Origin of the sequence: Mesorhizobium sp. M0815 (assembly GCF_040319995.1) — a bacterium.
Taxonomy (GTDB): domain Bacteria; phylum Pseudomonadota; class Alphaproteobacteria; order Rhizobiales; family Rhizobiaceae; genus Mesorhizobium.
The window spans coordinates 32,516-56,073 of the sequence record NZ_JAMYOU010000033.1 but is presented as its reverse complement, the minus strand read 5'-3'; the positions used below and the strand labels follow the sequence as shown (position 1 = coordinate 56,073).

The following is a 23,558-nucleotide window of genomic DNA, read 5'->3' as shown; positions in this document are numbered from 1 at the left end:
GCTAAACACGGGGGCTGCGCGGCGGACACGCCGACGTCACAGCTACTGCCACGCCATTTTTGCAGAACTTGACGCACACAACTAATGCAGGACCGCGGAGGCAGGCAAGGCCCACCTGAATACCTGGCGCTGATCCCGTATCTCGTCCGTCATCGTGACCGGTGTGTGGAATGAAATATTGGCGGCATCAAGCATCGATGCCGCCAGACGTCGAAATAACCGTTGCGAATCGAAAGGCGGCGACTGCAATACGGCGCGTCATCCAATCGTGTGGCGTCGGCGTCCGTGTTGGGGACCCGGGCTAGCAGCAGATGCAGCAACTCGTCATTTCAAGCGGGTAGCAGGCACGCCCTGCCGGCACGGTGTCGCCGGTTGAAATCACAGGGAAACCGATAGCCCGCCGTCAACCGCCAGCACGTGCCCGTTGACGTATGCGGCAGCGTCGGAGGCGAGAAACACCACGGCTCCGCCGAGCTCCTCAGGCTGGGCCCAGCGGCCCGCGGGGGTTCGTGCCTCGACCCATTTGGTGAAGGCCTCGTCGCGCATAAGTGCGGTATTGAGCTCGGTGGCGAAATAGCCGGGGGCGATGGCGTTGACGGTGATGCCGTAGCGGCCCAGCTCAGCGGCAGTGGAGCGTGTCAGCCCGTGCAGGCCCGCCTTTGCCGCCACATAGGCGTGAATGGTGGGACGGCCAAGGATCGCTGCGACCGATCCGGTGTTTATTATGCGCCCGAACTTGTTTGGCAGCATCAGGCGCACCGCGTCGCGCATCATGCGGAAGCAAGCCGACAGATTGACGGCAACCACATGGTTGAAATCCTCGTCCTCCCATTCGACCAGCGGTTTACGATGCTGGATGCCGGCGTTGTTGACCAGAATGTCGAGGCGGCCGTGGCGTTCGACGATTCCTTCGAGCGACGCCCTTGAGATCGCCGCGTCGGTGACATCGAACGGCAGGGCTTCTGCACCGATCCTTTCGGCCGCCACGGAAAGGGCGGCCATGTCGCGGGCATTGACGATCACCGTCGCACCGTTTTCCGCAAGTGCCTTGGCCATGGCAAAACCAAGACCACGCGAGGCACCCGTGACCAACGCGACACGGCCCTTGAGCGAGAACAATTCCGGCATTGAGAATCCCCTATGAAAAGGGCGGGAGTTTCCTCCCGCCCAAAAGCACTATTTGGCGACGCAGGTGTCGGCTGTCTCCGGAGTGCAGACATCGAGGCCCGTGTAGGTCGGGTCGGCCGGCGGAGCCTTGCCCTCCTTCATGTCCTTCAGCGCCATCATCGTCTTGTAGCCCATCTCGAACGGCCGCTGGCCGACCTGGCCAAGGGAGAAACCTTCCTTCATCTGGTCGATCTGTACCGGAAGCGTGTCGGCAACGACAAGGGCCAGGGCTTTCGAGGCGATCTTGTCCTTGTACGGTGCGACCGCGGCGCGGTTGGCATCGGGAATGAACTGCGGGAAGCCACCGGTTGGGACGAATGCGTCGAGGTTCGGGTTTTTCGCCATGATATCCTCGAACTGTTGCACCGAAAGCGGGAAATCATCGTTGGTGTAGAGCGGACAGCCTTCGATTTCGGTCCAGCCGTTCTGGCCCGTCAGCCGATCCCCGGGCGAGGCCGCCGATTTGGTGCCCGAAAGCGTATCGCGAATGCCTTGCATGCGCTCGTTGTGGTTGGCCGCCGCGGCGCCGCCGGACTGGATGCAGATCGTGCCGCCTTTGGGCTTGATCTGCATGACAAGCTTGGCGAGGTTCTCGCCGATCTCATAATTGTGCGTGCCGATATAGGCAACGCGCAGATCCTTGTTTTCGGGCAGGAGATCGGAGTCCCAGGTGAGGACCGGGATGCCGGCTTCCTTGGCGGCCTGCAGCGCAACCGCCATCGCCGCGGCGTTCGATGGCGACACGGCGATGCCGTCCACCTTCTTGGCCACGAGATCCTGCACGATCTGCACCTGCTCGTCGCCGCCGCCATGTTCGCCGGGGCCGATATACATGCACTCCACAGCGCCTTTGGATTCGGCTTCGGCCTTCTTGCAGCCGTCGCGTGCCTGGTCGAAGAAAGGATTGTTCATGTTCTTCGGCACGAGGGCGAAGGTGTATTTCGCCTGGGCGCCGGAAACGGCGAGCACCATTGCGCCAAGCGCGACGGCGGCCGTGAGCAGATGTTTTTTCATGTGACGTTCTCCTCCTTGGTGTGATGTCCCGCAGGCCTCCCGCCGGCGGGTTTCTAGCGGCGTTTTTTGGGCATCAAGACTGCCAGCGACGCGGCGAGAATCGATTTGCCGCCGGTTTGCATGCCCAAGAGAACCGCAAGAACGATGAAGGCGCCGACGAAGGCACCCTGCCAGTTTGAATCGATGCCGGCCATCAGCAGCGCATTCCTGATCACCTCGAGAAAGGCCGAACCGATGATTGCACCGAAGGCCGTGCCGGCGCCGCCCATGAGGCTGGCGCCGCCAATGACTGTCGCAGCGATCACCCGCAGCTCATAGCCTTGGCCCATGGCATTGATGGCCGAGCCGTTATAGCCGAGGAGCAGGAGCGAGGCGAGCGCGGCGGTGAAAGCCGAGAAGACATAGGCCTGGAATTTAATCCAGTTGACCGGAACGCCGGTGAGCCGTGCCGCCTCCTCATTGCCGCCGATGGCGAAGAGATGCCGGGCCCAGGCTGTGAAGTTGAATACGAAGCCGACAATCAGGGCCAAGATCACCATGGTCCAGAATTGCGACGACAGTTCTGGTATCCAATGCGGTGCCCAGTCGTTCGGACCATGCCGCGGCCATTTCCACTGACCGATCGCCTTCACGATCGGAGCATCGGGCCCGAACTGGTAGAGCATCTGGTTGGCCGAGAATACGACCGCCAGCGAGCGCGCGACGGACAGCATGCCGAGGGTGACCACAAAGGACGGCATCCCGACATAGGCGACAAAGAATCCGTTGACCGCGCCGCAGGCCAGACCGGAGAAAAGGCCCATGGCGAAGGCGACGTACCAGGGGTAATGCCAGGTGAGGAACAGGCCGGCGACGATGACCACGAGGCCCATGACGGAGCCGACCGACAGGTCGATACCGCCGGTTATGATGACGATCGTCATGCCGAGCGCCATGATACCGAAAGGTGCGAAGTTGCGCGTTACATTGGCGACGTTTTCAGAGGTGCCGAAGCTCGGCTCCATCGCAGTCATCAACATGACGAGCGCGATGAGCGCGATCGTCACCCAGAAGGGCTGACTTGAAATCACACGTTGGAGAACTGTTTTTTCCTTGGTCGGGACGAAATCCGATATGGCCGGCCTGCCATGTTCTTCGACTGAGCCCTGAACGCCAACTGACTCCTGAACACTATTCGCCACGGATGGCCCCCGTTATCAGTCCAGTGATTTCCTCGGGCGATGTTTTGTCGGCTGGCTTGTCGGCAACTTTCGAGCCCCGCCTGAGGACGATAATACGATCTGCCACGGCGAACACGTCAGGCATTCGGTGACTGATCAGCATGACGCCGACTCCTTGTGCTTTGAGGCGTCGGATCAGTTCGAGTACTTCCGCCACCTGACGCACTGAGATGGCGGCCGTTGGTTCGTCCATCAGCACCAGCTTGGCATTTGAAAGCCGGGTCCGCGCAATGGCGACCGCCTGGCGCTGCCCACCCGACATCTTCCTGACGAGGTCGCGCGGCCGGGTTTCCGATTTGAGTTCCTTGAACAGTGCTGCCGAGCGATCGATCATCGCCTGCTTGTCAAGAATCCTGATCGGCCAGAAGCCTTTCTTGATCTCGCGCCCCAGAAAGACGTTCTGCGCGGCCGTCAGATTATCGGCGAGCGCCAGGTCTTGATAAACGACTTCGATCCCCTTGGCGCGGGCCTGCACGGGCTGGTGGAAGTGGCACACCTCGCCTTCGACTACAATTTCGCCGTCGCTCGGAGGAAAATTCCCGGCCACGGTCTTGACTATCGTCGACTTGCCGGCGCCGTTATCCCCCATCAGACCTACGACCTCGCCTCGTTCCACCTGGAAGCTGACGTCGGTCAGGGCCTGGATGGCCCCGAAATTCTTGGAGACGTGGCGAACCTCAAGCACCGGCATCGCGGTCCTCCCGGGACAACATTTGTCTGTCTTGTCCCTGGTCTATGCACAGCAGCTAATCAGCGAAACGTATTCAACACAATCATTTATTAGGTCCGGCATTTATCAGGTCAGGCCTCCCGGCAGTGACACGCGTCGTCTTAGACCGCGACCTTGTAGCTGCTGCAGAACAGCGAGGCGCTCGGCCGGGCCTTAAGACAATCACCAGGCGATCCTCAGGCTTGCGCCGCTTCATATCCGTTTCGGGTGAAATGAGTGGGCATTTTGCGAGCGGTGCCAACGCCTCGGGTATGGAGCGCGGCAGAACACGTCATTCAAACACACGAGGACAGTGGCCAAGCCTGTCCCTAGCGTGCGTCGGCCAGAGCGCATGTCAGGAGATGAACCCGCATCCGGGGGAGGCGAGGATCAAGTGTTGAAAGTCCGCTCCTTACCGGCGCTGCACGAGAGGGATATCCGGTCATGAATTTCAAAGGTTTGATCAAGCGTGCCGAGACTGTGGAGAAAGCGTTCAAGGAGCTCGAAACCGATTTGGCGGATGCGTTCAGCGAATGTCTCAACGTGGACGATCAGTCGCCGTTGAACGACCTCACCGTGCCGGACGAGAATCTCGCAGCAACGGATGACAGCTCGCAGATCGAGGACAATGCGGACGCTTTCGAGACCGCGCGACGGCTGACACCCCATACGCAAACCCGGCTCGCTGCCTTAAGTGCGGTCGATGGGCTCTTTCACGACGCGCAGGAGTATCTTGGGGAGATCCATGCGAAACTGTCGGAGATTGCGACCTCGCATCATCTGACAGGCGAATTCCTGAAACTCCTCCACGGCGACATTCTTCGCGCCAACGAATTGGAGCTGGCAAATACCAGCTTGACCGCGCAACAAAGAGCACTATCCGAACAGCTCCACGATGCAACCAGAAAGCAGCGCGAGCGCGACAGCGCTATCGAGGCGCTGCAGCAGCATGAGGCGAGCCTGGTCGAGGACAAGGAAGCACTTCGCGGCGCGCTGGCTGCAGCAAGGCTGGAACTCGTCGTGGCAGGCAATGCGAGCGCAAAACGCGAGGCCGAGTTCGGCGAGCTTGTCAAAACGCTCTCGGCCAGAGCGGTCGAGGCCAACAGACGCTCGCGCGAGAACGAGATGCTGCGGGAGAAACATGTTAGCCTGTCGATCGACCTCGACAAGGCGCTGAAACGGGAGGCCGAGGCCCGGCACAGGCTGGACGAACTCTCGACTGTCCACGCCAATGACGCCGCACAGGTTTCGGAACTGCTGGCCGCGCTTGGCAAGAGCGAGAAAGAGGAAATGCGGCTGCAGAAATCGCTCGACATGGCGCAGGCCAAGCTGTCGGAAATGACGGAAGCGGCCCGCATCAGGGACGGGGACAGGGAAGCCGAACTTGCACGCGGTGTCGCGGAGATGACCGGCCTGCGTTCTGAGATCGAGGATCTCCGATCGCGACTGGAAGCCGCCTCGAACCACAACAGCGAAGCCGTCAGCGAGATCGCCAGGCTCAAGGCTCAAGCGAGCGACGCGGTGGCCGAAAAGCAAATCGCCGAGGAAAAATTGTCTGCTCTCATGAAGGAGAGCGAAAGCGACAAGATGAACCTTTCCGCGGTCAGCGCGAATTTTTCGCAGCTTTCCCTGCAGCAGGCATCCGAACAGATACAGTTCGACGTTCAGCGGCAGGAATGCGAGGATCTGCGTGCCGAAGTCGCGTCGCTTCAAGCCCGGGTCAAGGAACTGTTGCCCTATGAGCGGCTCCACAAGGTCACCAACGCCAGACCGCGTGAAGACGGCGTGGTCGAGATCACCGCTGCGGTGGCGGAGAAGGCCCGCGCCAGCAGGCGGCGCCTTCGCCTGCGCGCGGCATCCTAGCTCAGGCGCGGCTGTCTGAATTTCGACTGGTGCGAAACCGACATCCGTCAATGGATGGCGGGTCGAGCGTGAGGCTGGCCTTCCCTGCGTCGGCCTGCAATAGTGCACGCCGGTGAAGCGGAGGGGGCTGAGCATGCGGCTATTCATAAAGCGGAACCACCTCCGTTGGAGGATGTTGGCCTTCATCGCTATCATGGTGCTTTTGCCGAAAGCGGCGTCGGCCGATACCATCCCACCCGACAGGATCGCCGCGGCCCTTGCGAAGCTCGAACTACTTGCCGAAGGCGTCGTCGCGGATGGTAGCGTGCCCGGTCTGGCCATCGGCGTCGTGCATGGCGACGAGGTGATCTTCCTCAAGGGGTTCGGGCATCGCGAAGCCGGAAAACCGGAGACCGTCGATGCGGACACGGTCTTCCAGATCGCCTCCCTCTCCAAGCCGGTCTCCGCCACCGTCGTGGCGGCGCTGGTCAGCAACGGGGTCGCTTCCTGGGATTCGAAGATCGCCGACCTCGATCCGGCTTTCCGGCTCGCCGAGCCCTATCCGACCAGCGAACTCACGGTCCGCGACCTGTTTGCGCACCGCAGCGGGCTTCCCGGCACGGCGGGCGACGACCTCGAGGACATTGGCTATGACCGCGGGGAGATCCTGCGCCGCCTGCGGTTCGTGTCGCCGTCGTCGAGCTTTCGTGCCGGCTATTCCTACAGTAATTTCGGACTGACCGAGGGTGCCGTCGCCGCCGCGAAGCCGACGGGCAAGCCCTGGGAAGAGGTCGCCGAAGAGAAGCTCTATCGTCCGCTTGGAATGGCCTCGACCAGTTCGCGTCATTCGGACTTCATCAAGCACGCCAACCGCGCCGAACTCCACGCCAAGATCGATGGCGCCTGGGCCGCGAAGGTCCAGCGCTATCCGGATGCGCAGGCGCCAGCAGGCGGCGTCAGTTCCACCGCACGCGATCTCTCTCAATGGATGCGCCTTGTGCTCGGCAACGGGGCCTACGCCGGCAAGAGACTCATTGCCGCCGATGCGCTGGACCAGACACATATTCCCTTGATGGTTCGCGGCAAGAACCCCGTCTCCGGAGGCGAGGCCTTCTACGGCCTCGGCTGGAATGTCGAATTCGGCCGGCACGGGCTGGTCTGGGGTCATGCGGGCGCCTTCAGCACCGGCGCACGCAGTCTGGTGATGCTCTTCCCCGAGGAGAAGCTTGGCATCGTCGTCATCGCCAACGCCTTTCCGACAGGCGTGCCGGAGGGACTGTCCGACAGCTTCGCCGATCTCGTCTTCGACGGAACGCTGGGGAAAGATAAGGTAAAGGCATGGAATGATATCTATGCAGGCATGTTCGGGCCGGTGATTGCGGCGGCCAAGGCCACCTATGCCGTGCCGCCCTCTCCGGCAAGTCCGGCCGGGCCAGCCAGTGCCTATGCCGGCCGTTACTTCAACGACTTCATCGGCGATGCTATTGTGTCGGGCGAAGGAGAGGCTCTTGTCCTCAAGGTCGGGCCCGCCGGTGCGCGGTCCTATCCACTGAAGCATTTCGACCGCGACCTCTTCGTGACCTTCCCCGATGCCGAGATGCCGGACAGGCCCTCGGCCGTCAGCTTTGTCATCGACCCCGACGGCAAGGCGTCGGCCGTGACCATCGAGTTTCTCAACGACAATCATCTCGGCACGCTGCAGCGCGAGGGTGATTAGCCGTCGCGGGGCGGGCGAGCCTTTGCCGGTTCAGGATGCCGGGCCGAACTGGAGCAATTTGAAGCAATCGCCGCTGCCCGGCGTCGCTTGCGTCAGGAAGGGTTTCGACCGGTCGATCCATTCTTGGTGCGACCTGGCATCGGCTTCGATCTCATTGGCCGGTGCAAGCTTGACGAAACCGCGCCCCTTGCTGAACAGCCAGCATGCGCGGCCGAGAAACCGCCTGCTGCGCTGGCGCAGGAGGTCGGCATCATAAAAAATGTCGAGCACCTCCTGCTTGATCTTCCGCTCCTTTTCGGGATTGGCGATCGCAACCTCGATCGCCTCGCCGCCGATCGCATCCTGCAGGTCCTTGTAATCCAGGGCGATCTGAGTGGTGGCATATTTGATGTCGCTCTCGTCCCGGACGATGTTGAACCATAGCGTTGGGTTGAGCTCGTTGACGACGAACGATGCTTCGAAATCGCGTGATAAATTCAGGGTATCGAACCCCTGAACATCGACGTCGCGTTCGACCAGAAGGATCTGCGAAACCTGCTTGGCGAGCGCCGTCCCGTGGGCGCTGACCGCGGCATTGTTGCCGCCGAGTTCCGGACTGACATAGGCGCCGCCATCATCCAGCAGCGCATCGAATTCGCCAAGGGCCTCCACGACGGCGCCGCCGCGGGCAATACGCGCCGCCAGTTTGGCGAGAACCTGCTGGAGCTCCGTTTCGCGTTTACGCTGGTCCTGATAGTTCTGCTGGAAAAAGAAGATGAACAGGGACACGCCAATGCCGATCAGGATCACACCCAGCTGCGAAAAGATGTTGCGATAATATTCCAGCAGCTTTTCACGATGGCGTACGTCGTCACGCACACTGTGCGCCACACGGAGATTGACGATCAGCGAAACGACCAGGAGCCCGGCACCGACCAGGATCAGGCCGCCGATCAGCAGGTAGCCGTAGCCAGAGTTCAAATCCATTCTTTGCCGCGCTCCCGAAACCCCAGACAGCGCAGACTAATACCGTTCGGCTTCAACACCTACGTTTTCATAGGAGCGCCGGCGAAGGATTCCCACCATTCGGCCGCTGTTCTTACAGCCAGGTCTATGCTCGCCGTCCGCCTCGTTTCGTAGCGGTCTTCTCGCAGCCGAATTCAGGCCGCGTGCTTGGAACCAATGACGGGCGAGACTGTTCAGCTATGACTTTGATACGACGCCGAAGTGCCCGGCCGGCTGGGCATGCGGCGATCTTGAGGAGTTCTCATCATGAAGATTTCGTCCAGATTTCGTTCAGTCGCGGTTGCCGTCATCGCCGCCGCGGCAGTTAGCTTTGCCAGCGTCGCGCATGCCGACAGCGGTACGATCCGCTTCGCCATCTACAAGGCGGCCTTTTTCATCGGCGGCTCCGGAGGCGAGGGCACACTGACCTTCCATGGTCGCCGATATCCCATCTCGGTCGGCGGCATCTCGGGCGGCCTCGCCTTCGGCGCCTCCAAGACCTATTTCAAAGGTACCGTGCGCCACCTACGCCGCGCCCGGGATGTGACGGGGGTGTACGGTGCAGCGGGCGGTGGCGGCGCGCTTGGCAAAGGAGCCCAGGTGATCGTCATGACCAATGACAAGGGTGCCCAACTCGAACTCACAGGCAGGCAGGTAGGTCTGCAAGTCAACGCCGATCTCAGCGGTATGAGCATCTCGCTGAAATAAGGGCAGTCATTGCATTCGTCATTCCCTGGATGGGCCGGATTTGGCCGCTCCAAACCGCAGCCCATCCATCAGCAGCGACACCAATCGGCGCGAGCGGTCGCGCCAGTCCTTGGTGTCCGGGGCCGAATAGATGCCGCCCAGCGCATGCAGCACGTCGGAGGCATCGACGTCGCTGCGGATCGAGCCGTTGGCGACCGCGGCATCGATCAGCCGCCGCAAAGCCAGCGTCACCCTGCCCGAAACGTCGGAGAACAGGGTGGAGTTGGTTGTGAGCAGGATGCGCAGGCTTGTCGACAGCCCGCGCTTGGTGGCGATGTAGTCGACGAAGCGCTGCATCCATTGTTCGAGCGCGACGTCGGGCACATGATCGTGGGCGAGTTCGTCGGCCGCCTGGCACAGTCCTTCCACTTCGCGCCGATAAACCACCTCGACCAGATGCTCGCGCGTTGGGAAATGCCGGTAGAGCGTGCCGATGCCGACGCCGGCCTGACGCGCAATCTCCTCCAGCGAGGCATCGACGCCATGCGCGGCAAAGGCTTTCGCCGCGACCTCGATCAGTGCGTCGCGGTTGCGCTGCGCGTCGGCGCGCAGCGGTTTTGCAGCGGCGGCTTCGGCCTTGTCTCCAGATATGACGGGCGGCTCTGCGGCCAATTTTTTCTCCAGTGTTGATCCGAATAGGGCAGGCCCCGTTTCAACAACGGAGACGCCTCCAACTTCGTTACGCCTCCGACAAATATAATCGCAAGTAAATACAATCACAGGATCGAGTCTGGGCCGGCGTTCCGCATCTTGCCTGTCCCGGTGGATGACGACGGAGGATATTTCCTGGCGCGGCCGGCACTCCTCATCTGTTCGGCCGATGCCCTGAGGCAAAAATGAGCCGACATTGAGCACGATCCCCTCAGGATCATTGGACTGTCCTGCCCCTACAGACAGTCCAGAGAGCACCACCGGCTTGGGCCGGTGGTGCTTTTTTACCACCCCCCTTCGGCGCCCCAATGGTCCGCTCGTTGCTCTGTTTCGAGTGTTGCGGCTGAATCCGAGCGATTGTCGGCGCGCGAGCGGTTGCCGCGGCGGCTTCAGGCTTGGCATGACGGCTGCTGCCCTGCCAATTTTTTCAATTTCGATCGATTTCGATCCGGGGCTTGAACAGGGCAGAGCAGGTCCCTACGTAGTAAACGGAGGCGCCTCCGATTTGTGGAGCGCCTTTATCATGTAATCACGGGATCGGGTATGTCACGTCTTTCGACCTCGCAAGCTGCAGCCTTCCCAGGGTCGCGCCAAGTCGAACCGAGCCCTTCCGCCCTGCCGGGCATCTGCCCCGCAAGGGGGAGATTAGCCTTCACCTAGCCATAAGCTGACCTTGCCGCTCGCCGGCCGGGCACCAGATCATCCCCTCCCGCGTCAAGCAACTGGAGCCAGACGCCCCATGACAAGCATAACCCGAACTCCAATCCAACTTCAAATCAATGGACATCGACGTGAACTGGAGGTCGAGCCGCGCGTTACGCTGCTCGACGTCTTGCGCGACCATCTCGGCCTGACCGGGACCAAGAAGGGATGTGACCAGGGCCAGTGTGGCGCCTGCACGGTCCATATCGACGGCCAGCGCGTGCTGGCCTGCCTGACGCTTGCCACTCAGGCTGAAGGCAGGGACATCACCACCATCGAAGGGCTTGCCGGGGAGGATGGCACGCTGCATGCGGTGCAGGCCGCCTTCCTCGAACAGGACGCCTTCCAGTGCGGCTATTGCACGCCGGGCCAGATCATGTCGGCGGTCGCCTGCATTCGCGAGGGCCATGCCGGTTCCGACGAGGAGATCCGCGAATACATGGCCGGCAATCTCTGCCGCTGCGGCGCCTATCCGCATATCGTCGCCGCCGTGCGCCAGGCGGCAATGGAGGCCGCATCATGAGGGACTTTTCGTATCTCCGCGCCGGCTCCGTCGATGCAGCCCGCCAGGCAGCGGCGCTACCGGGCGCCATGCTTTTGGCCGGCGGCACGACGCTTGTCGATCTCGCCAAATGCGGCGTTGCCGAACCCGAGACCGTGGTCGACATCACCCATCTCAGGGGACTGGATACGATTGCCGTCGATGACCGGGGCGCCACGATCGGCGCGCTGGCCAGGATGAGCCAAGTCGCCGACCACGCCGATATCAAGAGCCGGTTCCCCGCCGTCTCGGAAGCATTGTGGCAGGCCGCATCGGCGCAGTTGCGCAACATGGCGACGATCGGCGGCAATTTGATGCAGCGTACGCGCTGCCCCTATTTCCGCGATCCGGCGAATTTCCCCGCTTGCAACAAGCGCTCGCCCGGCAGCAGCTGCTCGGCGATCGGCGGCGTCACCCGTGGCCATGCCGTGCTCGGCACCAGCGAAGCCTGCATCGCCACCTATCCCGGCGACCTGGCGGTTGCGCTCGTCGCCTTCGACGCGATCCTCCATCTCGGCGACCGTCAGGTCGCCGTCGATGATTTTTTCCTGCCGCCGGGCAGCACGCCCGAACGGGAACATGCGATCGAACCCGGCGAGATGATCACCGCGATCGGCATTCCCGCTTCGGCCGCCGCCCGCCGCTCGACCTATCTCAAGGTCCGCGACCGCCAGTCCTATGAATTCGCCGCGGCAAGTGCCGCGGTCGGTATCGAGTTCGAGGCCGACGGAAGGACGATCCGCGATCTGCGCGTCGCGCTTGGCGGCGTCGCCACCAAGCCATGGCGCGCCCGCGCCGTCGAAGAGGCGCTGAAAGGCAAGGTGCTCGAGCCGGAGGTCGTCAGGCAAGCCAGCCTGCTCGCCGTCGAGGGCGCCGTCGACCATGGCGCCAACCACTACAAGATCGAACTGGCGCCGCGCGTCGTCGCCCGCGCCATCCTCAAAATGGGAGAAACGGCATGACCGTTCACGAGTTGAGAACAAGACCTGGCGATGCCAAACGCGGCGACGCTTCGGACGGCGCCGTCCTCGCGGATCAGGTCGGCGGCCGGCTGTCGCGCGTCGACGGACCGGCCAAGATCACCGGTGCCGCCAAATACGCCGTCGAGCAGCAGCTCGAGGGGCTCACCTATGCGGTGCTGGTCGAGAGTACCATTGCCGCCGGCCGGGTGCAGTCGATCGACACGGCAGCGGCCGAAGCCGCGCCGGGCGTGCTGCTGGTGCTGACGCCCGACAATTTCCTGCCGCTGAGAACCGCCACGGACTGGCTGGGCACGCCGCCGCCGAATGTTGCCTATTGCCCGCTGGCGCGCAGCATCACCTTCAGCGGCCAGCATATCGCGGCGGTGGTGGCCGAGAGCTTCGAACAGGCGGTCGCAGCCGCGGCGCTGGTCAAGATCGCCTATGACGAGGCGCCGGCGATCGTCGACCTCAGCGATCCGAAAGCCGGCGACGGCATTGCGGTCGATGCGATGACCAAGGAGTGGGGTGAGGCGGAGACCGCGTTCGCCTCGGCTCCGGTCAGGATCTGCAACGCCTACAACACGCCGCGCGAATACCAGGCGCCGATGGAGCCGCATGGCCTGATCGCAAAGTGGCAGGACGACCAACTCACGGTCTGGGAGCCGAGCCAGTGGCTCGACGGCATGGCGCGGACCTATGCCGAATGGTTCGGCGTGCCGTTCGAGAATGTGCGACTGGTCTCGCCCTATATTGGCGGCGGCTTCGGCTCCAAGGCGTTCGCCTATGGCTACGGCGCGGTGGCGGCAGTCGCCGCGAAAATGCTGGGACGGCCGGTGAAGCTGGCGGTCAGCAGGCCGCAGACCTTCACCGCCTATGGCGGACGGGCGGCGACGCGCCAGACCGTGGCGCTCGGCGCCAACGCAGAGGGTCAGATCCAGTCGATCGTGCATCGCGGCGTCAACGAGACCTCGGTCGACGGCATGTGGGTCGAGCCGCTCGGCTCGGTCACCTCGGTCATGTACGCGACGCCGAATTTCTCGTCGCGGCAGAACGTCGTGCGGGTCAACACGGTGGTGCCGGGGGCATTGCGCGCGCCGGGCGAGAACCCGAGCGCCTTCGGCATCGAAAGCGCGATCGACGAGCTCGCCTATGAGGTCGGTATCGACCCGCTGGAAATCCGTCTCAGGAACTATGCCGAGCAGGATCCGCATGCGAAGAAGCCGTGGTCGACACGGCAGCTGCGCGAGGCGTTCGCGGCCGGCGCTGAAGCCTTTGGCTGGTCGAAGCGGACGCCCCAGCCGCGTTCGATGCGCGACGGCAACCAGTTGATCGGCTGGGGCGTCGCCGCCGGCACCTACCCGGTGCGGCGCGCCTATGGCGAGGCGGTCGTGCGCATTCTCGCCGACGGCTCGGTTGAGGTCGAAAGCTCGTCGATCGACATGGGGCAGGGCACCTACACGATCTTGGCGCAGACCGCCGCCGAGGTGCTGGGCGTGCCGGCGGAAAACGTCATCGTCAAGCTCGGCGATTCCCGCTATGCCCGTGCCGGCGTCACCGGCGGTTCGCGGCTGGCCGGGGTGATGACCGGCGCCGTCCACAAGGCGGCGAGTGCCGCGCTCGACCAGTTGGTCGGGCTCGCCATCAGTGATCCGGCTTCGCCGTTCCATACGCTGCAGGCCAACACGCTCGTCGTCGCCAATGGCCGCATTTCGTCGCCGCGCGGCAACGGCCCTGAAGTTTCCATCGCCGAACTGCTCAGCAGCGTCGGGCGCCAGCATATCGAGGCCAAGGGCGACACGATGCCGGCCAATTCGACGGTCGAGGACCGCTACAAGAACTACACCACCATAGCCATGGCGCTGCCGCACACCGAGGGCGACTATTCCCGCCACAGCTGGTGCGCGCATTTCATCGAAGTGCGCGTCGACGAGGACTTTGGCACGGTTCGTGTGTCGCGCGTGGTATCGGCGCTGGATTCGGGCCGGCTCTATAACCCCAAGCTCGCCGAAAGCCAGTGGAAGGGCGGCATCATCATGGGCATCGGCCAGGCGCTGCTCGAGGAAGGCATCGTCGACCGCCGCCACGGCCGCATCGTCAACAACAACCTCGCCGACTATCTCATCGCCACCAATGCCGACATTCCCGACATCGAGGTGATCTCGGTCGGTATTCCCGACCCGCATTCCTCGGTGCTTGGCGGCAAGGGGGTCGGCGAGCTAGGCATCGTCGGCGTGGCGCCGGCGATCGCCAACGCGGTATTCCACGCCACCGGGAAACGGGTGCGGGATCTGCCGATCACGCTGGAGAAGCTGATTTAGGCGGACGCGGTGGAACTGCCAATCTCCCCCCTCGTGGGGGAGATGCCCGGCAGGGCAGAGGGGGGCGTGAAGGATCGCCAGCGTTCAGTTCAACTTTGATGAGCTGAGAACCTTACGTGGGTGCGCGAACTGCTTGATAGGCTGGAGGGACAGCGCCCCTCTCTGTCCTGCCGGACATCTCCCCCACGAGGGGGGAGATCGGCAGCTTGAACGCCCTGCCTTTTCAGGCTCACCACGACAGACTGAACGCAAGCTTGCCGAAATGCCGGCCGCCGGCCGCCATGTGGGCGTAGGCCTCGGTCGCCTGGTGCTGGCTGTAGATTGTGTCGATGACCGGATCGATACGGGCGGCGCCGATAGCGCGCGCAGCGTCGCGCAGGTCGGATACCGAACCGGTGTTGTTGCCCACTACCTTGAGCGCCTTGATGATGATCGGCAGCAGGTTCGTGGTGGCCTCGGCGCCGGTGACGAAGCCGATCGCGAACACCGTGCCGCCGGGCGCCGCGGCATTGATTGAGCGGGCGAAGGTGGCCGAGCCGCCGGTCTCGACGATCAGATCGGCGCCGAGGCCGTCGGTCAGCTCGAGCACCTTGGCGTCCCAGTCCGGTGTCTCACGATAATTGATGAGATGATCCGCACCCAGGGCCTTGGCGCGGGCCAGCTTTTCGTCCGACGACGAGGTGATGATGACCGTGGCGCCGGCTGCCTTTGCCAGCTGCAGGGTCAAGATCGACACACCGCCGGTGCCGAGCAGGACGACGACTGATCCGGGCCCGGCATCGGCGGCGCGGATCGCGTTCCAGGCGGTGGTGCCAGCGATCGGCAGCGTTGCTGCCGCTTCGAAGGACAAGTGAGCCGGCATCGGCACGACGGCATTGGCCGGCAGCACGACATATTCGGCGAGCGAGCCGGGCAGCGTCAGGCCGCGCATCTCTCTGGTCTCATAAGGCCGCGGACGGCCGCCGATCCAACGCGGTTTTGCATGGGCGATGACGCGGTCGTTGACGGCGAGCCTCGACACACCCTCGCCGATGCCGACGATCTCACCGGCGCCGTCGACGACGGGAATGAGCGGAAAGCTCGGACCTGGGTAGTTGCCGCTCGCGATCGCGACGTCGACAAAGTTGAGGCTTGCGGCGCGCAGGCGGATCAGCACTTCGCCGCGCTGCGGTTCAGGCGTGGGAACGGTGGCCGCGCGAAACGCGTCCAGTCTCGGGGCAGTCAGTTCGATCGCTTTCATGTCTCACTCCGGTTGATGGGCCGATTGACGGGCCGGGATTGAGTGAAACTAGCTGCTGCGCTATTGGTATATAATCCTTGGCTTTTACATTTGAGCTCTGCGCCAGATGCAGCAATCGCACGAACCGGCAGCATTGGCCGAAATGGCCGCCTTCGCGGCAATCGCCGAAGCACGCTCCTTCACCAAGGCGGCGGCTCGCATCGGCCGCGACGCAACGATCCTGTCGCGGCGCCTTGCCTCGCTGGAAGAGCGGTTGGGCGTGCGCCTGCTGCACCGGACGACGCGAAGCGTGTCGCTGACCGAGGCGGGTTCGGAGTTCCTCGTCCGCATCCGCGCTATCCTGGCCGCCGTCGACGAGGCCGAGGCTGTCGCGTCGGCGCATGCCGGCGGCGGGCCGCGCGGCGTGCTGCGGCTGGCGCTGCCCGGCTCGTTCGGGCGCATGTGGATCGGCCCCCTGCTGCCACAGTTTCTCGCCGAATTTCCCGACGTCCGTATCGAGGCCGAGTTCTCCAACCGCTTCGTCGATCTCGTCGCCGAGAATTTCGATGTTGCCGTTCGTCTCGGCGCGCTGGAGGATTCGCGGCTGGTGGCGCGCAAGGTCGCGACACGGCGGCGGCTGCTGTGCGCCGCGCCGTCCTACCTCGCCCGCCGGGGCACGCCGGCTGCGCCGGAAGCGCTGCTGGAACACAGCTGTCTCGGCTTCTCAGGCTTCCAGACCTTTCCGGCCTGGGAGATGACCGACACCACGGGCCGCCGCGTCAGTATCGAGGTCTCCGGCCCGCTGGTCACCGACGACGCCGAGGTCCTGGTCGAAGCCGCCGTGCAAGGCGTCGGGCTGATGATGAGCACGGATTGGCTGGTCGGACGCGAGCTCGCCGACGGCCGGCTGGTGCCAGTGCTGGAGGACTGGACCCTTGCCGACGAAGGGGCCGTCTATGTCGTCATGCCTTCGGCCAAGGGGCAAGCCGCCAAGACACGTGCCTTCGCCGACTGGATCGGCAAACGCTTTGCGCCGGTCCCGCCGTGGCAGAGGTGAGGGTGCTGATCTCCCCACGAGGGAGATTATGCGCTCCTCCCTCACTTCCCGCCCTGCTTGATGAAATGACCGAGCAGATCCATTGGCACCGGAAACACGACCGTCGACGAGCGCTCGCCGGCGATGTCATGGAGAGCCTCGAAATAGCGTAGCTGCATGGCTTGCGGTGCTTCGGCCAGCATCTTGCCAGCCTCGACGAGCTTTGCCGCCGCCTGTTGTTCGCCGTCGGCATTGATCACTTTCGCACGCCGCAGCCGTTCCGCCTCGGCCTGCTTGGCGATGGCGCGGACCATGTTCTCGTTGAGGTCGACATGCTTGATCTCGACATCGGAGACCTTGATGCCCCAGGCATCGGTGCGCTGGTCGAGAATCTCCTGGATATCGCTGTTGAGCTTGTCACGTTCGGCCAGCATTTCATCGAGCTCATGCTTGCCGAGCACCGAGCGCAGCGTGGTCTGTGCCAGCTGGTTGGTGGCGGTCATGAAGTCTTCGACCTGGATCACCGCCCGCTCGGCGTCGACGATACGAAAATACAGCACCGCGTTGACCTTCACCGAGACGTTGTCGCGCGAGATCACGTCCTGCGGCGGCACGTCCTGGACCACCACTCGCAGGTCGACCTTCACCATCTGCTGCACGAAGGGGATGAGGATGATAAGGCCGGGGCCCTTGACCCCGGTGAAGCGGCCGAGCGTGAAGACCACCCCGCGTTGATATTCCCTCAGGACGCGAATGGCCGCGGATAAGAACATGACCACGACGAGCGCTGCTGCCAGATAGGCCACATAACCGATGATCATTGCCTTGCTCCATCGCTTCCCACATTGCGGCGCCGTATCGTCAGCACAAGACCCCTGACATCAGCCACCTCGACGCTGTCGCCCACCGCAAGCGGTTCGTCGGCTTTTGCCCGCCAGCGCTCGCCCCGGGCGAGCACGTGGCCCTCGCTGCCCTGCCAGTCGAGAATCTCCGCCGGCAGCCCCTGCATGGCCTGTGCGCCAACACGCGGAACGTTCTTGCGGGCCGCCCACAGATAGCTGCCGGTCAACAGCGCCAGGCCGAGCGTCAGGACGGCGGCGGTGCCGATAACGGCCCACGACATCTCGAAGCCGGGCCCCTCGATCTTGAGCAGCATGGCAGCGCCCAGCAGAAACGCAGCCACGCCTCCCAGCCCAAGGACCACTGTCGGGTTCAAGGCTTCGACGACGAGAAAGATGATGCCAAGCAGCATCAAGGCAAGGCCGGCATAGCTGATCGGCAGGAGATTGAGCGCATAGAGGCCGAGCAGAAGGCAAATCGTGCCGATCACGCCAGGCGCGACCGCGCCCGGGCTCGTGAATTCGAAGACGAGGCCATAGACGCCGACCAGCATCAGGATGACGGCGATGTTTGGGTCCGTGATGACGGCGAGAAGCCGGATGAGCCAGCCTGGTTCGAGCGTTTCAACCGGCAGCCCTTTCGTCGCCAATGCCTCTTTCTTGCCGGCGATCTCGACGTCCCGGCCGTCGGCCAGTTGAAGCAACTCGGTGGTGTCGCGGGCGACGAAGTCGATGACATGCTCCTGCAGCGCCGCGCCGGCCGACAGGCTGGCCGCCTCGCGCACGGCCTTTTCACCCCATTCGGCATTGCGCCCGCGCAATTCAGCCAGGCTGCGGATCAGGGCAACGGCGTCGTTCGTCGCCTTGGCGATCATCGCATCGCCCGCGGGTGCGTTCTTCTTGTCCTTGTCCGCCTCCGGGCCATCGTTCTTGTCGCCGGGAAACGATGGCAGCGGCCCGCCCATCTCGATCGGCGTTGCCGCGCCAAGATTGGTGCCGGGCGCCATCGCCGCTACATGGGTAGCGTAGAGGATGTAGGTTCCGGCGCTCGCCGCGTGCCCGCCGGCGGGCGCGACATAGCCGATGACGGGAACCGGCGAGGCGAGGATAGCGGCGATCATCTCGCGCATGCTGGTAACCAGCCCGCCGGGCGTGTCCATCTGCAGGATGAGAGCCTGGGCGTTTCGGTCCGCGGCCACCGCCAGCGCTTCCTCGAGCTGCCTGGCACTCGCCGGACCGATGGCGCCGTCGATCTCGACGCGCAACACAATTTTCTCCCGGCCGTTCGCCTCTCCGGTTGCGGAAGAGGGACAAACGGCCGCAGCAGCCACGAAAGCCGCGGCAAGCAGGACCGCACGCGCGAGTTTCACGCTCAAAGCTCCATATCTAGGATATGGGCTGGATTTTGCCGAAATCCATGAGAACGCTCATCAAACCGGCCTGGGTGCGGGGTGATGCTTCGCTCTGTCCTTCAGGCCCGAAGCAGCGCCAGCTCTTCGGCGGTCAGATGGCGTGTCTTGCCCTTGGCGAGGTCGCCGAGCTGCAATGGGCCGATCGCAACGCGCACCAGGCGCAGCACCTCGATATCGTGGGCGCCGAGCAGCCTTCGGATATGGCGGTTGCGGCCCTCGTCGAGCACGATCTCCAGCCAAGCGGTGCTGGTGCCGCCGCGCAGCAGCTCGATCGACCGGGCCGTCAGCAAGTCGCCATCGACTGTCGCGCCGGCGCGCAGCCGCGCCAACATGGCCTCGTCGGGCAGGGCGCCGATCTGCACGTGATAGGTCTTGGCGACATGCGAGGCGGGGTCGAGCAGGCGCTGCGCGAAGCGCGTGTCGTTGGTCATCACGAGCAGGCCCTCGCTCGCCTTGTCGAGGCGGCCGACCGGCGAGACGAAGGGCAGGTCGAGCCCTGCCAGGCAATCATAGACGGTGCCGCGGTCCTGCGGGTCGTCGCGGGTGGTGACCAGCCCGCGCGGCTTGTTGAGCATCAGATAGACCTTGCGCTCGGCAGCGACGCGGTGGCCGTCGACCTCGATGCGGTCGCGGCCGGGATCGACGCGCATCGAGCCGTTGCGCACGATCTTGCCGGCAACCCGCACGCGCCCCTCGGCAACCAGAAGCTCGGCCTGCTTACGCGAGCACAGGCCAAGCTTCGACAGGGCGCGGCACAGGCTGACGCCGGGAGGCTGGGTCCCGGGGGCAGGGCGTTGCCGGGCAATGTTCGGTCGCGGCGACATGGCGTTGCCTGTGGATTCTTGTATACGAGCATCCCACTATAGCCGGCCGCAGGCTATGTCCACGGAAGGGAACTGCATGTCTTTTGCATCGTGCGCAGCGGCTGCGAGGACTTGCATGAAAACAGCCATTCGCCTTTGCCTGCTGCTCGCCTCTCTGCCGGCATCGCCGGCGCATGCCGGCTGGCAGGCAGTCGAGAAGGTCGAGACCTATGCCGTCTCAGGGCAATCCGGGCCGGAGCTCTATGCCTCGATCGGCGGGCGCGGGCCGCTGCTCGGCGAGCGCCGCGTCATCGCGCATACCAATTTCAAGCTGACCTGGGTGAGGGACTACCAGCCGCAAGGCGACGCCTGCGTGCTGGTGTCGGCGCGGCCGAAGCTGATCATCACCTACACCTTGCCGAAGCCGGCCGCGCGGCTGCCGGGCGCCATCCAGAAGAACTGGGAGGTTTTCGCAACCGGCCTCGCCGCCCACGAGAAGGTGCACGGCGCCAGCATCATCGACATGGTGCACAAGATCGAGGCGGCCACCATCGGCCTGACCGTCCCCGACGACCGCGGCTGCAGCAAGATCAGGACCGAAGTGACGAGACGGCTCGCCGGAATTTCGCAGGCACAGCGGCAGGCGAGCCGCGATTTCGACCGGGTCGAATTCGGCCCGGGCGGCAAGCTGCGGCAGCTTGTGTTCACGCTGATGACCGGGGGATGATGCTGCGGGGCGGCGCAGGGCACCATATCTGTCGGCCAAGCTCATGCCTGCTCGGTCGGATAGAGCGTCAGGATGTTGACGTTGACCCGTGGCGGCTGCGTCACCGCATACTGGATGGCGGCGGCGATGTCCTCGCTTTCCAGCTGCTCCATGTCGCCAAGCCTTAGCTCGACCGCCTGGCGCACATCGGCGCGCATATTCTGGGTGAACTCGGTCTTGACGGCGCCAGGCTCGATGCAGGTCACGCGGATGCCGTCCTTGCCGATCTCGCGGCGAAGCGATTCCGCCATCGCGCTTACCGCGTGCTTGGTGCCGGAATAGACCACCGAAGGGTGGATATAACGGCCGGTGCCGGAAGAAACGACGACGATGTGGCCGGCGCCTTGCCGTTGCATCGACGGCAGCGCCGCATGGATCGGATAAAGCAGGCCCAGAATGTTGACGTCGACCATCCGGCGGTATTCTTCCGGCGTCGTATTGCGGAACGGCGCGGCGACGCCGACGCCGGCAACCGCAAGCAGAATGTCGAGCCGGCCGTACTCCTGCAGGACCCGTTCGACCATCGCCGTGGCTTGCGCTTCGTCGGTGACGTCGACGGCAATCGGCAGCGCGGTGCTGCCGGTCTCACGGATCCGCCTCGCCAGATCGTCCAGGCGCTCAGTGCGCCGCGCGGCAATCGCCAGCGTGGCGCCCTCGGCCGCCAGCGCCAAGGCGGTGGCCTCGCCGATGCCGGAGGAGGCGCCCGTCACCAAGGCGATCTTGCCGCTCAGTTTTCCTGTCTGCATCGTTTTCTCCTGACGCTTTGAACACGCCCTGAAGCTAGGGCGCAGACATTCTGGGAACAATGCTGGGAGTTCTTGGGCATGATACTCCGCAGCGCCGCATCCCGCGGAGTACCTCAAGGCATGCGGGACAGCGCCCTCCAGCAAGCCCATGTCTGCGCAATTTTCCTTGAGCGAACGAGCGGGGCTTGACGCGACTGGAGGTGTTGCGTCTTGATATGGGGCTGCGGGGCTTCGCATGAAAACAGCTGATCGACTATGTCTGCGGGTGGCTTGTTTGCATGCGACGCGCTTGCATGCAGCACCGCGATCCTCTGGCGACCGACCGGGCTGAGCGCAAGATGAAGGTCCTCGTCGTCTATTGCCATCCCTGCACCGACAGCTTCAACGGCGCCGTGCGCGATACGGTGCTGGAGACGCTTGCCGAAAGGGGGCATCAGGTCCACCTGCTCGATCTCCATGCGACCGGCTTCGATCCAGTCATGCGCACGCAGGAATGGCGCGGTTACCACGACAAGGCGGCGAACCTGCAACCGGTGCACGAACATGCGCAGGAGCTGATCTGGGCCGAGGCGGTCGTCTTCATTTACCCGACCTGGTGGTATGGCGTGCCGGCGATGCTGAAAGGCTGGCTGGAGCGTGTGCTGGTGCCGGGCTTCGCTTTCGAGATGCCGACCGCACGACGCGGTCCGCGGCCCAAATTGCGGCACATACGCCGGGTGGTGGCGATGACCACATGCGGTGCCACGCCGCTGATGTCGTGGATCATGGGACAGCCCGGCCGGCGAACCCTGCTGCGCGGCTTCCGCTCCGTCTGCCATCCGCTGTGCCGGACCAAATTCCTGGCGCTCTACCGGATGGACAGCGTCTCGGCCGCCGGACGCCAGGCGCATCTGCAGCGGGTCAGGAAAGCGGTTGCCGGTCTTGGCCGCGCTGATGCCATTGCCGCCACGGTGCCTGGCTGATTTGGTCGAGCGAGCCGCCGAGGGCTGCTGGCATCGCTTCGATGTGTCGGATACGATCAGTTGTACAAGTCGGCGCCGCCCCTCATCGCCCTGCCGGGCACTTCTCCCGTATAGTGACGGGGAGAAGGGGCTGGCCGCAGCGTTGGCGTCGTTTCTGCACCGCCGATGTTTGGCGAAATCACCGATGACGAGGCCCCTCTCCCCGTCACTATACGGGGAGAGGATGCCGGCAGGCAGGTGAGGGGCAACGCAAACGCTTAGAGGGCGAATTCAAAACTGAGAGATTGCCTTGGGTCGCTGGCAGAGGCGCGTTGACTCTCTTCGCCATTTCTGGAATCCTGGAATTATGGACAAGACACTCGCCCTTTCGGCGCTTGCCGCGCTCGGCCAGGAAACCCGGCTGGACGTTTTTCGCCTTTTGGTGCGGGCTGGAGCCGACGGCGTGCCGGCGGGCGAGATCGCTTCGCGGCTCGCCGCGTTCCCGAATACGATGTCGGCCCATCTCAAGATCCTGTCGCATGCCGGCCTGGTGCGGACCGAACGGGAGGGCCGCAGCGTGCGCTATTTCGCCGATATGACCGGCTTTCGCGATCTGCTGGCCTACCTGATGGAGGACTGCTGCAATGGCGCGCCGGAACTTTGCCAGCCTGTGATCCAGGCTGTGACCTGCAACTGCTAGAAGGGAGGTGCGCGATGAGCGAGCCATACAATGTTCTTTTTCTCTGCACCGGCAATTCGGCAAGGTCGATTCTCGCCGAGGCGATCCTGAACCGCGTCGGCGCAGGCAAGTTCAAGGCCTATTCGGCTGGATCGCATCCGAAGGGAGAGGTTCATCCCTATGCCCTTCAGCTTTTGAAAAGCCTCAACTACGACACGTCGTTCGCCCGTTCGAAAGACTGGCAAGAGTTTGCGGAGCGGGGTGCCTCAGAGATGAATTTCGTCTTCACGGTCTGCGACAATGCCGCCAACGAATCATGTCCGGTCTGGCCCGGGCAACCGATGACGGCGCATTGGGGCGTACCTGATCCTGCAGCCGTCGAAGGCACCGAGGCGGAAAAGCATCTCGCCTTCGCCGAAGCCTACCGCATGCTCAACAACCGAATTTCGATCTTTGTCAGCCTGCCGATCAATGCGGTCGACAGACTTGCGCTGCAGAAGCGCCTCGACGAGATCGGCCGCAATCTGCCGAAGGCCGGCTGAG

The 23,558-nt window shown here is 63.7% G+C and carries 22 protein-coding genes; 11 read left to right on the top strand and 11 right to left on the bottom strand.

What is annotated here, in order from left to right:
• Positions 1–378: 378 nt before the first annotated feature.
• Genes NKI01_RS26490 through NKI01_RS26475 form a run of 4 tightly spaced genes read right to left on the bottom strand, consistent with a single transcriptional unit; the run spans position 379 to position 4,092 of the window.
• On the bottom strand, positions 379–1,128 hold the full coding sequence (locus tag NKI01_RS26490) for a glucose 1-dehydrogenase (RefSeq protein WP_352965207.1): 750 nt from the start codon (positions 1,126–1,128) through the stop codon (positions 379–381).
• Between the two features lie 48 nt (positions 1,129–1,176).
• Positions 1,177–2,181 (bottom strand): sugar-binding protein, encoded by a 1,005-nt coding sequence (locus tag NKI01_RS26485; protein ID WP_352965206.1) that lies wholly within the window; start codon positions 2,179–2,181, stop codon positions 1,177–1,179.
• 53 nt (positions 2,182–2,234) lie between these two features.
• Complete coding sequence (locus NKI01_RS26480; RefSeq protein WP_502899474.1) at positions 2,235–3,362, bottom strand: ABC transporter permease; 1,128 nt, start codon at positions 3,360–3,362, stop codon at positions 2,235–2,237.
• Positions 3,352–4,092: an ATP-binding cassette domain-containing protein gene (locus tag NKI01_RS26475; RefSeq protein WP_254819718.1), complete on the bottom strand. Its 741-nt coding sequence runs from the start codon at positions 4,090–4,092 to the stop codon at positions 3,352–3,354. Before NKI01_RS26475 ends, NKI01_RS26480 begins: the two co-directional genes overlap by 11 nt.
• Before the next feature lie 462 nt (positions 4,093–4,554).
• On the opposite strand from NKI01_RS26475, the gene NKI01_RS26470 reads away from it, so the two are divergent.
• Together NKI01_RS26470 and NKI01_RS26465 are read left to right on the top strand one after the other, a co-directional pair.
• A complete protein-coding gene (locus tag NKI01_RS26470) occupies positions 4,555–5,973 on the top strand; it encodes a coiled-coil domain-containing protein (RefSeq protein ID WP_352965204.1) in 1,419 nt (472 codons plus the stop codon).
• Positions 5,974–6,145: 172 nt separating this feature from the next.
• Entirely contained in the window at positions 6,146–7,669 is a 1,524-nt protein-coding gene (locus NKI01_RS26465; RefSeq protein WP_023722354.1) for a serine hydrolase, read from the top strand.
• A gap of 30 nt (positions 7,670–7,699) precedes the next feature.
• On the opposite strand, the gene NKI01_RS26460 is transcribed toward NKI01_RS26465, so the two are convergent.
• Positions 7,700–8,635, bottom strand: a complete 936-nt coding sequence (locus tag NKI01_RS26460; protein WP_023722353.1) for a hypothetical protein — start codon at positions 8,633–8,635, stop codon at positions 7,700–7,702.
• A gap of 285 nt (positions 8,636–8,920) precedes the next feature.
• On the opposite strand from NKI01_RS26460, the gene NKI01_RS26455 reads away from it, so the two are divergent.
• Entirely contained in the window at positions 8,921–9,361 is a 441-nt protein-coding gene (locus NKI01_RS26455) for a lipid-binding SYLF domain-containing protein (protein ID WP_352965202.1), read from the top strand.
• An 18-nt stretch (positions 9,362–9,379) separates the two neighbouring features.
• Here the strand turns inward: NKI01_RS26455 and NKI01_RS26450 are convergent, their stop codons facing one another.
• Positions 9,380–10,012, bottom strand: a complete 633-nt coding sequence (locus NKI01_RS26450; RefSeq protein WP_352965201.1) for a TetR/AcrR family transcriptional regulator — start codon at positions 10,010–10,012, stop codon at positions 9,380–9,382.
• Between the two features lie 778 nt (positions 10,013–10,790).
• On the opposite strand from NKI01_RS26450, the gene NKI01_RS26445 reads away from it, so the two are divergent.
• Genes NKI01_RS26445 through NKI01_RS26435 form a run of 3 tightly spaced genes read left to right on the top strand, consistent with a single transcriptional unit; the run spans position 10,791 to position 14,574 of the window.
• Positions 10,791–11,276, top strand: coding sequence for a (2Fe-2S)-binding protein (locus NKI01_RS26445; protein WP_352592701.1), 486 nt, complete (start codon positions 10,791–10,793; stop codon positions 11,274–11,276).
• Positions 11,273–12,256 carry an FAD binding domain-containing protein gene (locus NKI01_RS26440; protein ID WP_352965199.1) on the top strand — a complete coding sequence of 328 codons (984 nt, stop codon included), beginning with the start codon at positions 11,273–11,275 and terminating at the stop codon, positions 12,254–12,256. Before NKI01_RS26445 ends, NKI01_RS26440 begins: the two co-directional genes overlap by 4 nt.
• Complete coding sequence (locus NKI01_RS26435; RefSeq protein ID WP_352965198.1) at positions 12,253–14,574, top strand: xanthine dehydrogenase family protein molybdopterin-binding subunit; 2,322 nt, start codon at positions 12,253–12,255, stop codon at positions 14,572–14,574. The genes NKI01_RS26440 and NKI01_RS26435 overlap by 4 nt, the downstream gene beginning before the upstream one ends.
• Positions 14,575–14,803: 229 nt before the next feature.
• Here the strand turns inward: NKI01_RS26435 and NKI01_RS26430 are convergent, their stop codons facing one another.
• Positions 14,804–15,814: a zinc-dependent alcohol dehydrogenase family protein gene (locus NKI01_RS26430; protein WP_352965197.1), complete on the bottom strand. Its 1,011-nt coding sequence runs from the start codon at positions 15,812–15,814 to the stop codon at positions 14,804–14,806.
• Between the two features lie 106 nt (positions 15,815–15,920).
• Between NKI01_RS26430 and NKI01_RS26425 the strand changes: the two genes are divergently transcribed.
• Positions 15,921–16,850 carry a LysR family transcriptional regulator gene (locus NKI01_RS26425; RefSeq protein WP_352549412.1) on the top strand — a complete coding sequence of 310 codons (930 nt, stop codon included), beginning with the start codon at positions 15,921–15,923 and terminating at the stop codon, positions 16,848–16,850.
• 41 nt (positions 16,851–16,891) lie between these two features.
• Here the strand turns inward: NKI01_RS26425 and NKI01_RS26420 are convergent, their stop codons facing one another.
• The 3 genes from NKI01_RS26420 to NKI01_RS26410 all read right to left on the bottom strand — a co-directional run bounded on the left by NKI01_RS26420 (position 16,892) and on the right by NKI01_RS26410 (position 19,904).
• Positions 16,892–17,650 carry a slipin family protein gene (locus tag NKI01_RS26420; RefSeq protein WP_023722913.1) on the bottom strand — a complete coding sequence of 253 codons (759 nt, stop codon included), beginning with the start codon at positions 17,648–17,650 and terminating at the stop codon, positions 16,892–16,894.
• A complete protein-coding gene (locus tag NKI01_RS26415) occupies positions 17,647–19,038 on the bottom strand; it encodes an NfeD family protein (RefSeq protein WP_352965196.1) in 1,392 nt (463 codons plus the stop codon). Before NKI01_RS26415 ends, NKI01_RS26420 begins: the two co-directional genes overlap by 4 nt.
• Before the next feature lie 101 nt (positions 19,039–19,139).
• Positions 19,140–19,904: a pseudouridine synthase gene (locus tag NKI01_RS26410; protein WP_352640973.1), complete on the bottom strand. Its 765-nt coding sequence runs from the start codon at positions 19,902–19,904 to the stop codon at positions 19,140–19,142.
• Between the two features lie 115 nt (positions 19,905–20,019).
• Here NKI01_RS26410 and NKI01_RS26405 point away from each other — a divergent pair, with 115 nt between their 5' ends.
• Positions 20,020–20,610, top strand: a complete 591-nt coding sequence (locus NKI01_RS26405) for a DUF922 domain-containing Zn-dependent protease (protein WP_023722916.1) — start codon at positions 20,020–20,022, stop codon at positions 20,608–20,610.
• A gap of 41 nt (positions 20,611–20,651) precedes the next feature.
• On the opposite strand, the gene NKI01_RS26400 is transcribed toward NKI01_RS26405, so the two are convergent.
• Positions 20,652–21,395, bottom strand: a complete 744-nt coding sequence (locus NKI01_RS26400; RefSeq protein WP_023722917.1) for an SDR family oxidoreductase — start codon at positions 21,393–21,395, stop codon at positions 20,652–20,654.
• A 293-nt stretch (positions 21,396–21,688) separates the two neighbouring features.
• On the opposite strand from NKI01_RS26400, the gene NKI01_RS26395 reads away from it, so the two are divergent.
• The 3 genes from NKI01_RS26395 to NKI01_RS26385 all read left to right on the top strand — a co-directional run bounded on the left by NKI01_RS26395 (position 21,689) and on the right by NKI01_RS26385 (position 23,557).
• On the top strand, positions 21,689–22,357 hold the full coding sequence (locus NKI01_RS26395; protein ID WP_352494409.1) for an NAD(P)H-dependent oxidoreductase: 669 nt from the start codon (positions 21,689–21,691) through the stop codon (positions 22,355–22,357).
• 346 nt (positions 22,358–22,703) lie between these two features.
• A complete protein-coding gene (locus NKI01_RS26390; protein ID WP_352640967.1) occupies positions 22,704–23,036 on the top strand; it encodes an ArsR/SmtB family transcription factor in 333 nt (110 codons plus the stop codon).
• A gap of 14 nt (positions 23,037–23,050) precedes the next feature.
• On the top strand, positions 23,051–23,557 hold the full coding sequence (locus NKI01_RS26385; RefSeq protein WP_352844617.1) for an arsenate reductase ArsC: 507 nt from the start codon (positions 23,051–23,053) through the stop codon (positions 23,555–23,557).
• Position 23,558: the final 1 nt, after the last annotated feature.

Coding starts and splice junctions, on each gene's coding strand:
- NKI01_RS26490 (WP_352965207.1), bottom strand. CDS start 1,128: ATGCCGGAATTGTTCTCGCTCAAGGGCCGTGTCGCGTTGGTCACGGGT.
- NKI01_RS26485 (WP_352965206.1), bottom strand. CDS start 2,181: ATGAAAAAACATCTGCTCACGGCCGCCGTCGCGCTTGGCGCAATGGTG.
- NKI01_RS26475 (WP_254819718.1), bottom strand. CDS start 4,092: ATGCCGGTGCTTGAGGTTCGCCACGTCTCCAAGAATTTCGGGGCCATC.
- NKI01_RS26470 (WP_352965204.1), top strand. CDS start 4,555: ATGAATTTCAAAGGTTTGATCAAGCGTGCCGAGACTGTGGAGAAAGCG.
- NKI01_RS26465 (WP_023722354.1), top strand. CDS start 6,146: ATGTTGGCCTTCATCGCTATCATGGTGCTTTTGCCGAAAGCGGCGTCG.
- NKI01_RS26460 (WP_023722353.1), bottom strand. CDS start 8,635: ATGGATTTGAACTCTGGCTACGGCTACCTGCTGATCGGCGGCCTGATC.
- NKI01_RS26455 (WP_352965202.1), top strand. CDS start 8,921: ATGAAGATTTCGTCCAGATTTCGTTCAGTCGCGGTTGCCGTCATCGCC.
- NKI01_RS26445 (WP_352592701.1), top strand. CDS start 10,791: ATGACAAGCATAACCCGAACTCCAATCCAACTTCAAATCAATGGACAT.
- NKI01_RS26440 (WP_352965199.1), top strand. CDS start 11,273: ATGAGGGACTTTTCGTATCTCCGCGCCGGCTCCGTCGATGCAGCCCGC.
- NKI01_RS26435 (WP_352965198.1), top strand. CDS start 12,253: ATGACCGTTCACGAGTTGAGAACAAGACCTGGCGATGCCAAACGCGGC.
- NKI01_RS26430 (WP_352965197.1), bottom strand. CDS start 15,814: ATGAAAGCGATCGAACTGACTGCCCCGAGACTGGACGCGTTTCGCGCG.
- NKI01_RS26425 (WP_352549412.1), top strand. CDS start 15,921: ATGCAGCAATCGCACGAACCGGCAGCATTGGCCGAAATGGCCGCCTTC.
- NKI01_RS26420 (WP_023722913.1), bottom strand. CDS start 17,650: ATGATCATCGGTTATGTGGCCTATCTGGCAGCAGCGCTCGTCGTGGTC.
- NKI01_RS26410 (WP_352640973.1), bottom strand. CDS start 19,904: ATGTCGCCGCGACCGAACATTGCCCGGCAACGCCCTGCCCCCGGGACC.
- NKI01_RS26405 (WP_023722916.1), top strand. CDS start 20,020: ATGAAAACAGCCATTCGCCTTTGCCTGCTGCTCGCCTCTCTGCCGGCA.
- NKI01_RS26400 (WP_023722917.1), bottom strand. CDS start 21,395: ATGCAGACAGGAAAACTGAGCGGCAAGATCGCCTTGGTGACGGGCGCC.
- NKI01_RS26395 (WP_352494409.1), top strand. CDS start 21,689: ATGCAGCACCGCGATCCTCTGGCGACCGACCGGGCTGAGCGCAAGATG.
- NKI01_RS26390 (WP_352640967.1), top strand. CDS start 22,704: ATGGACAAGACACTCGCCCTTTCGGCGCTTGCCGCGCTCGGCCAGGAA.
- NKI01_RS26385 (WP_352844617.1), top strand. CDS start 23,051: ATGAGCGAGCCATACAATGTTCTTTTTCTCTGCACCGGCAATTCGGCA.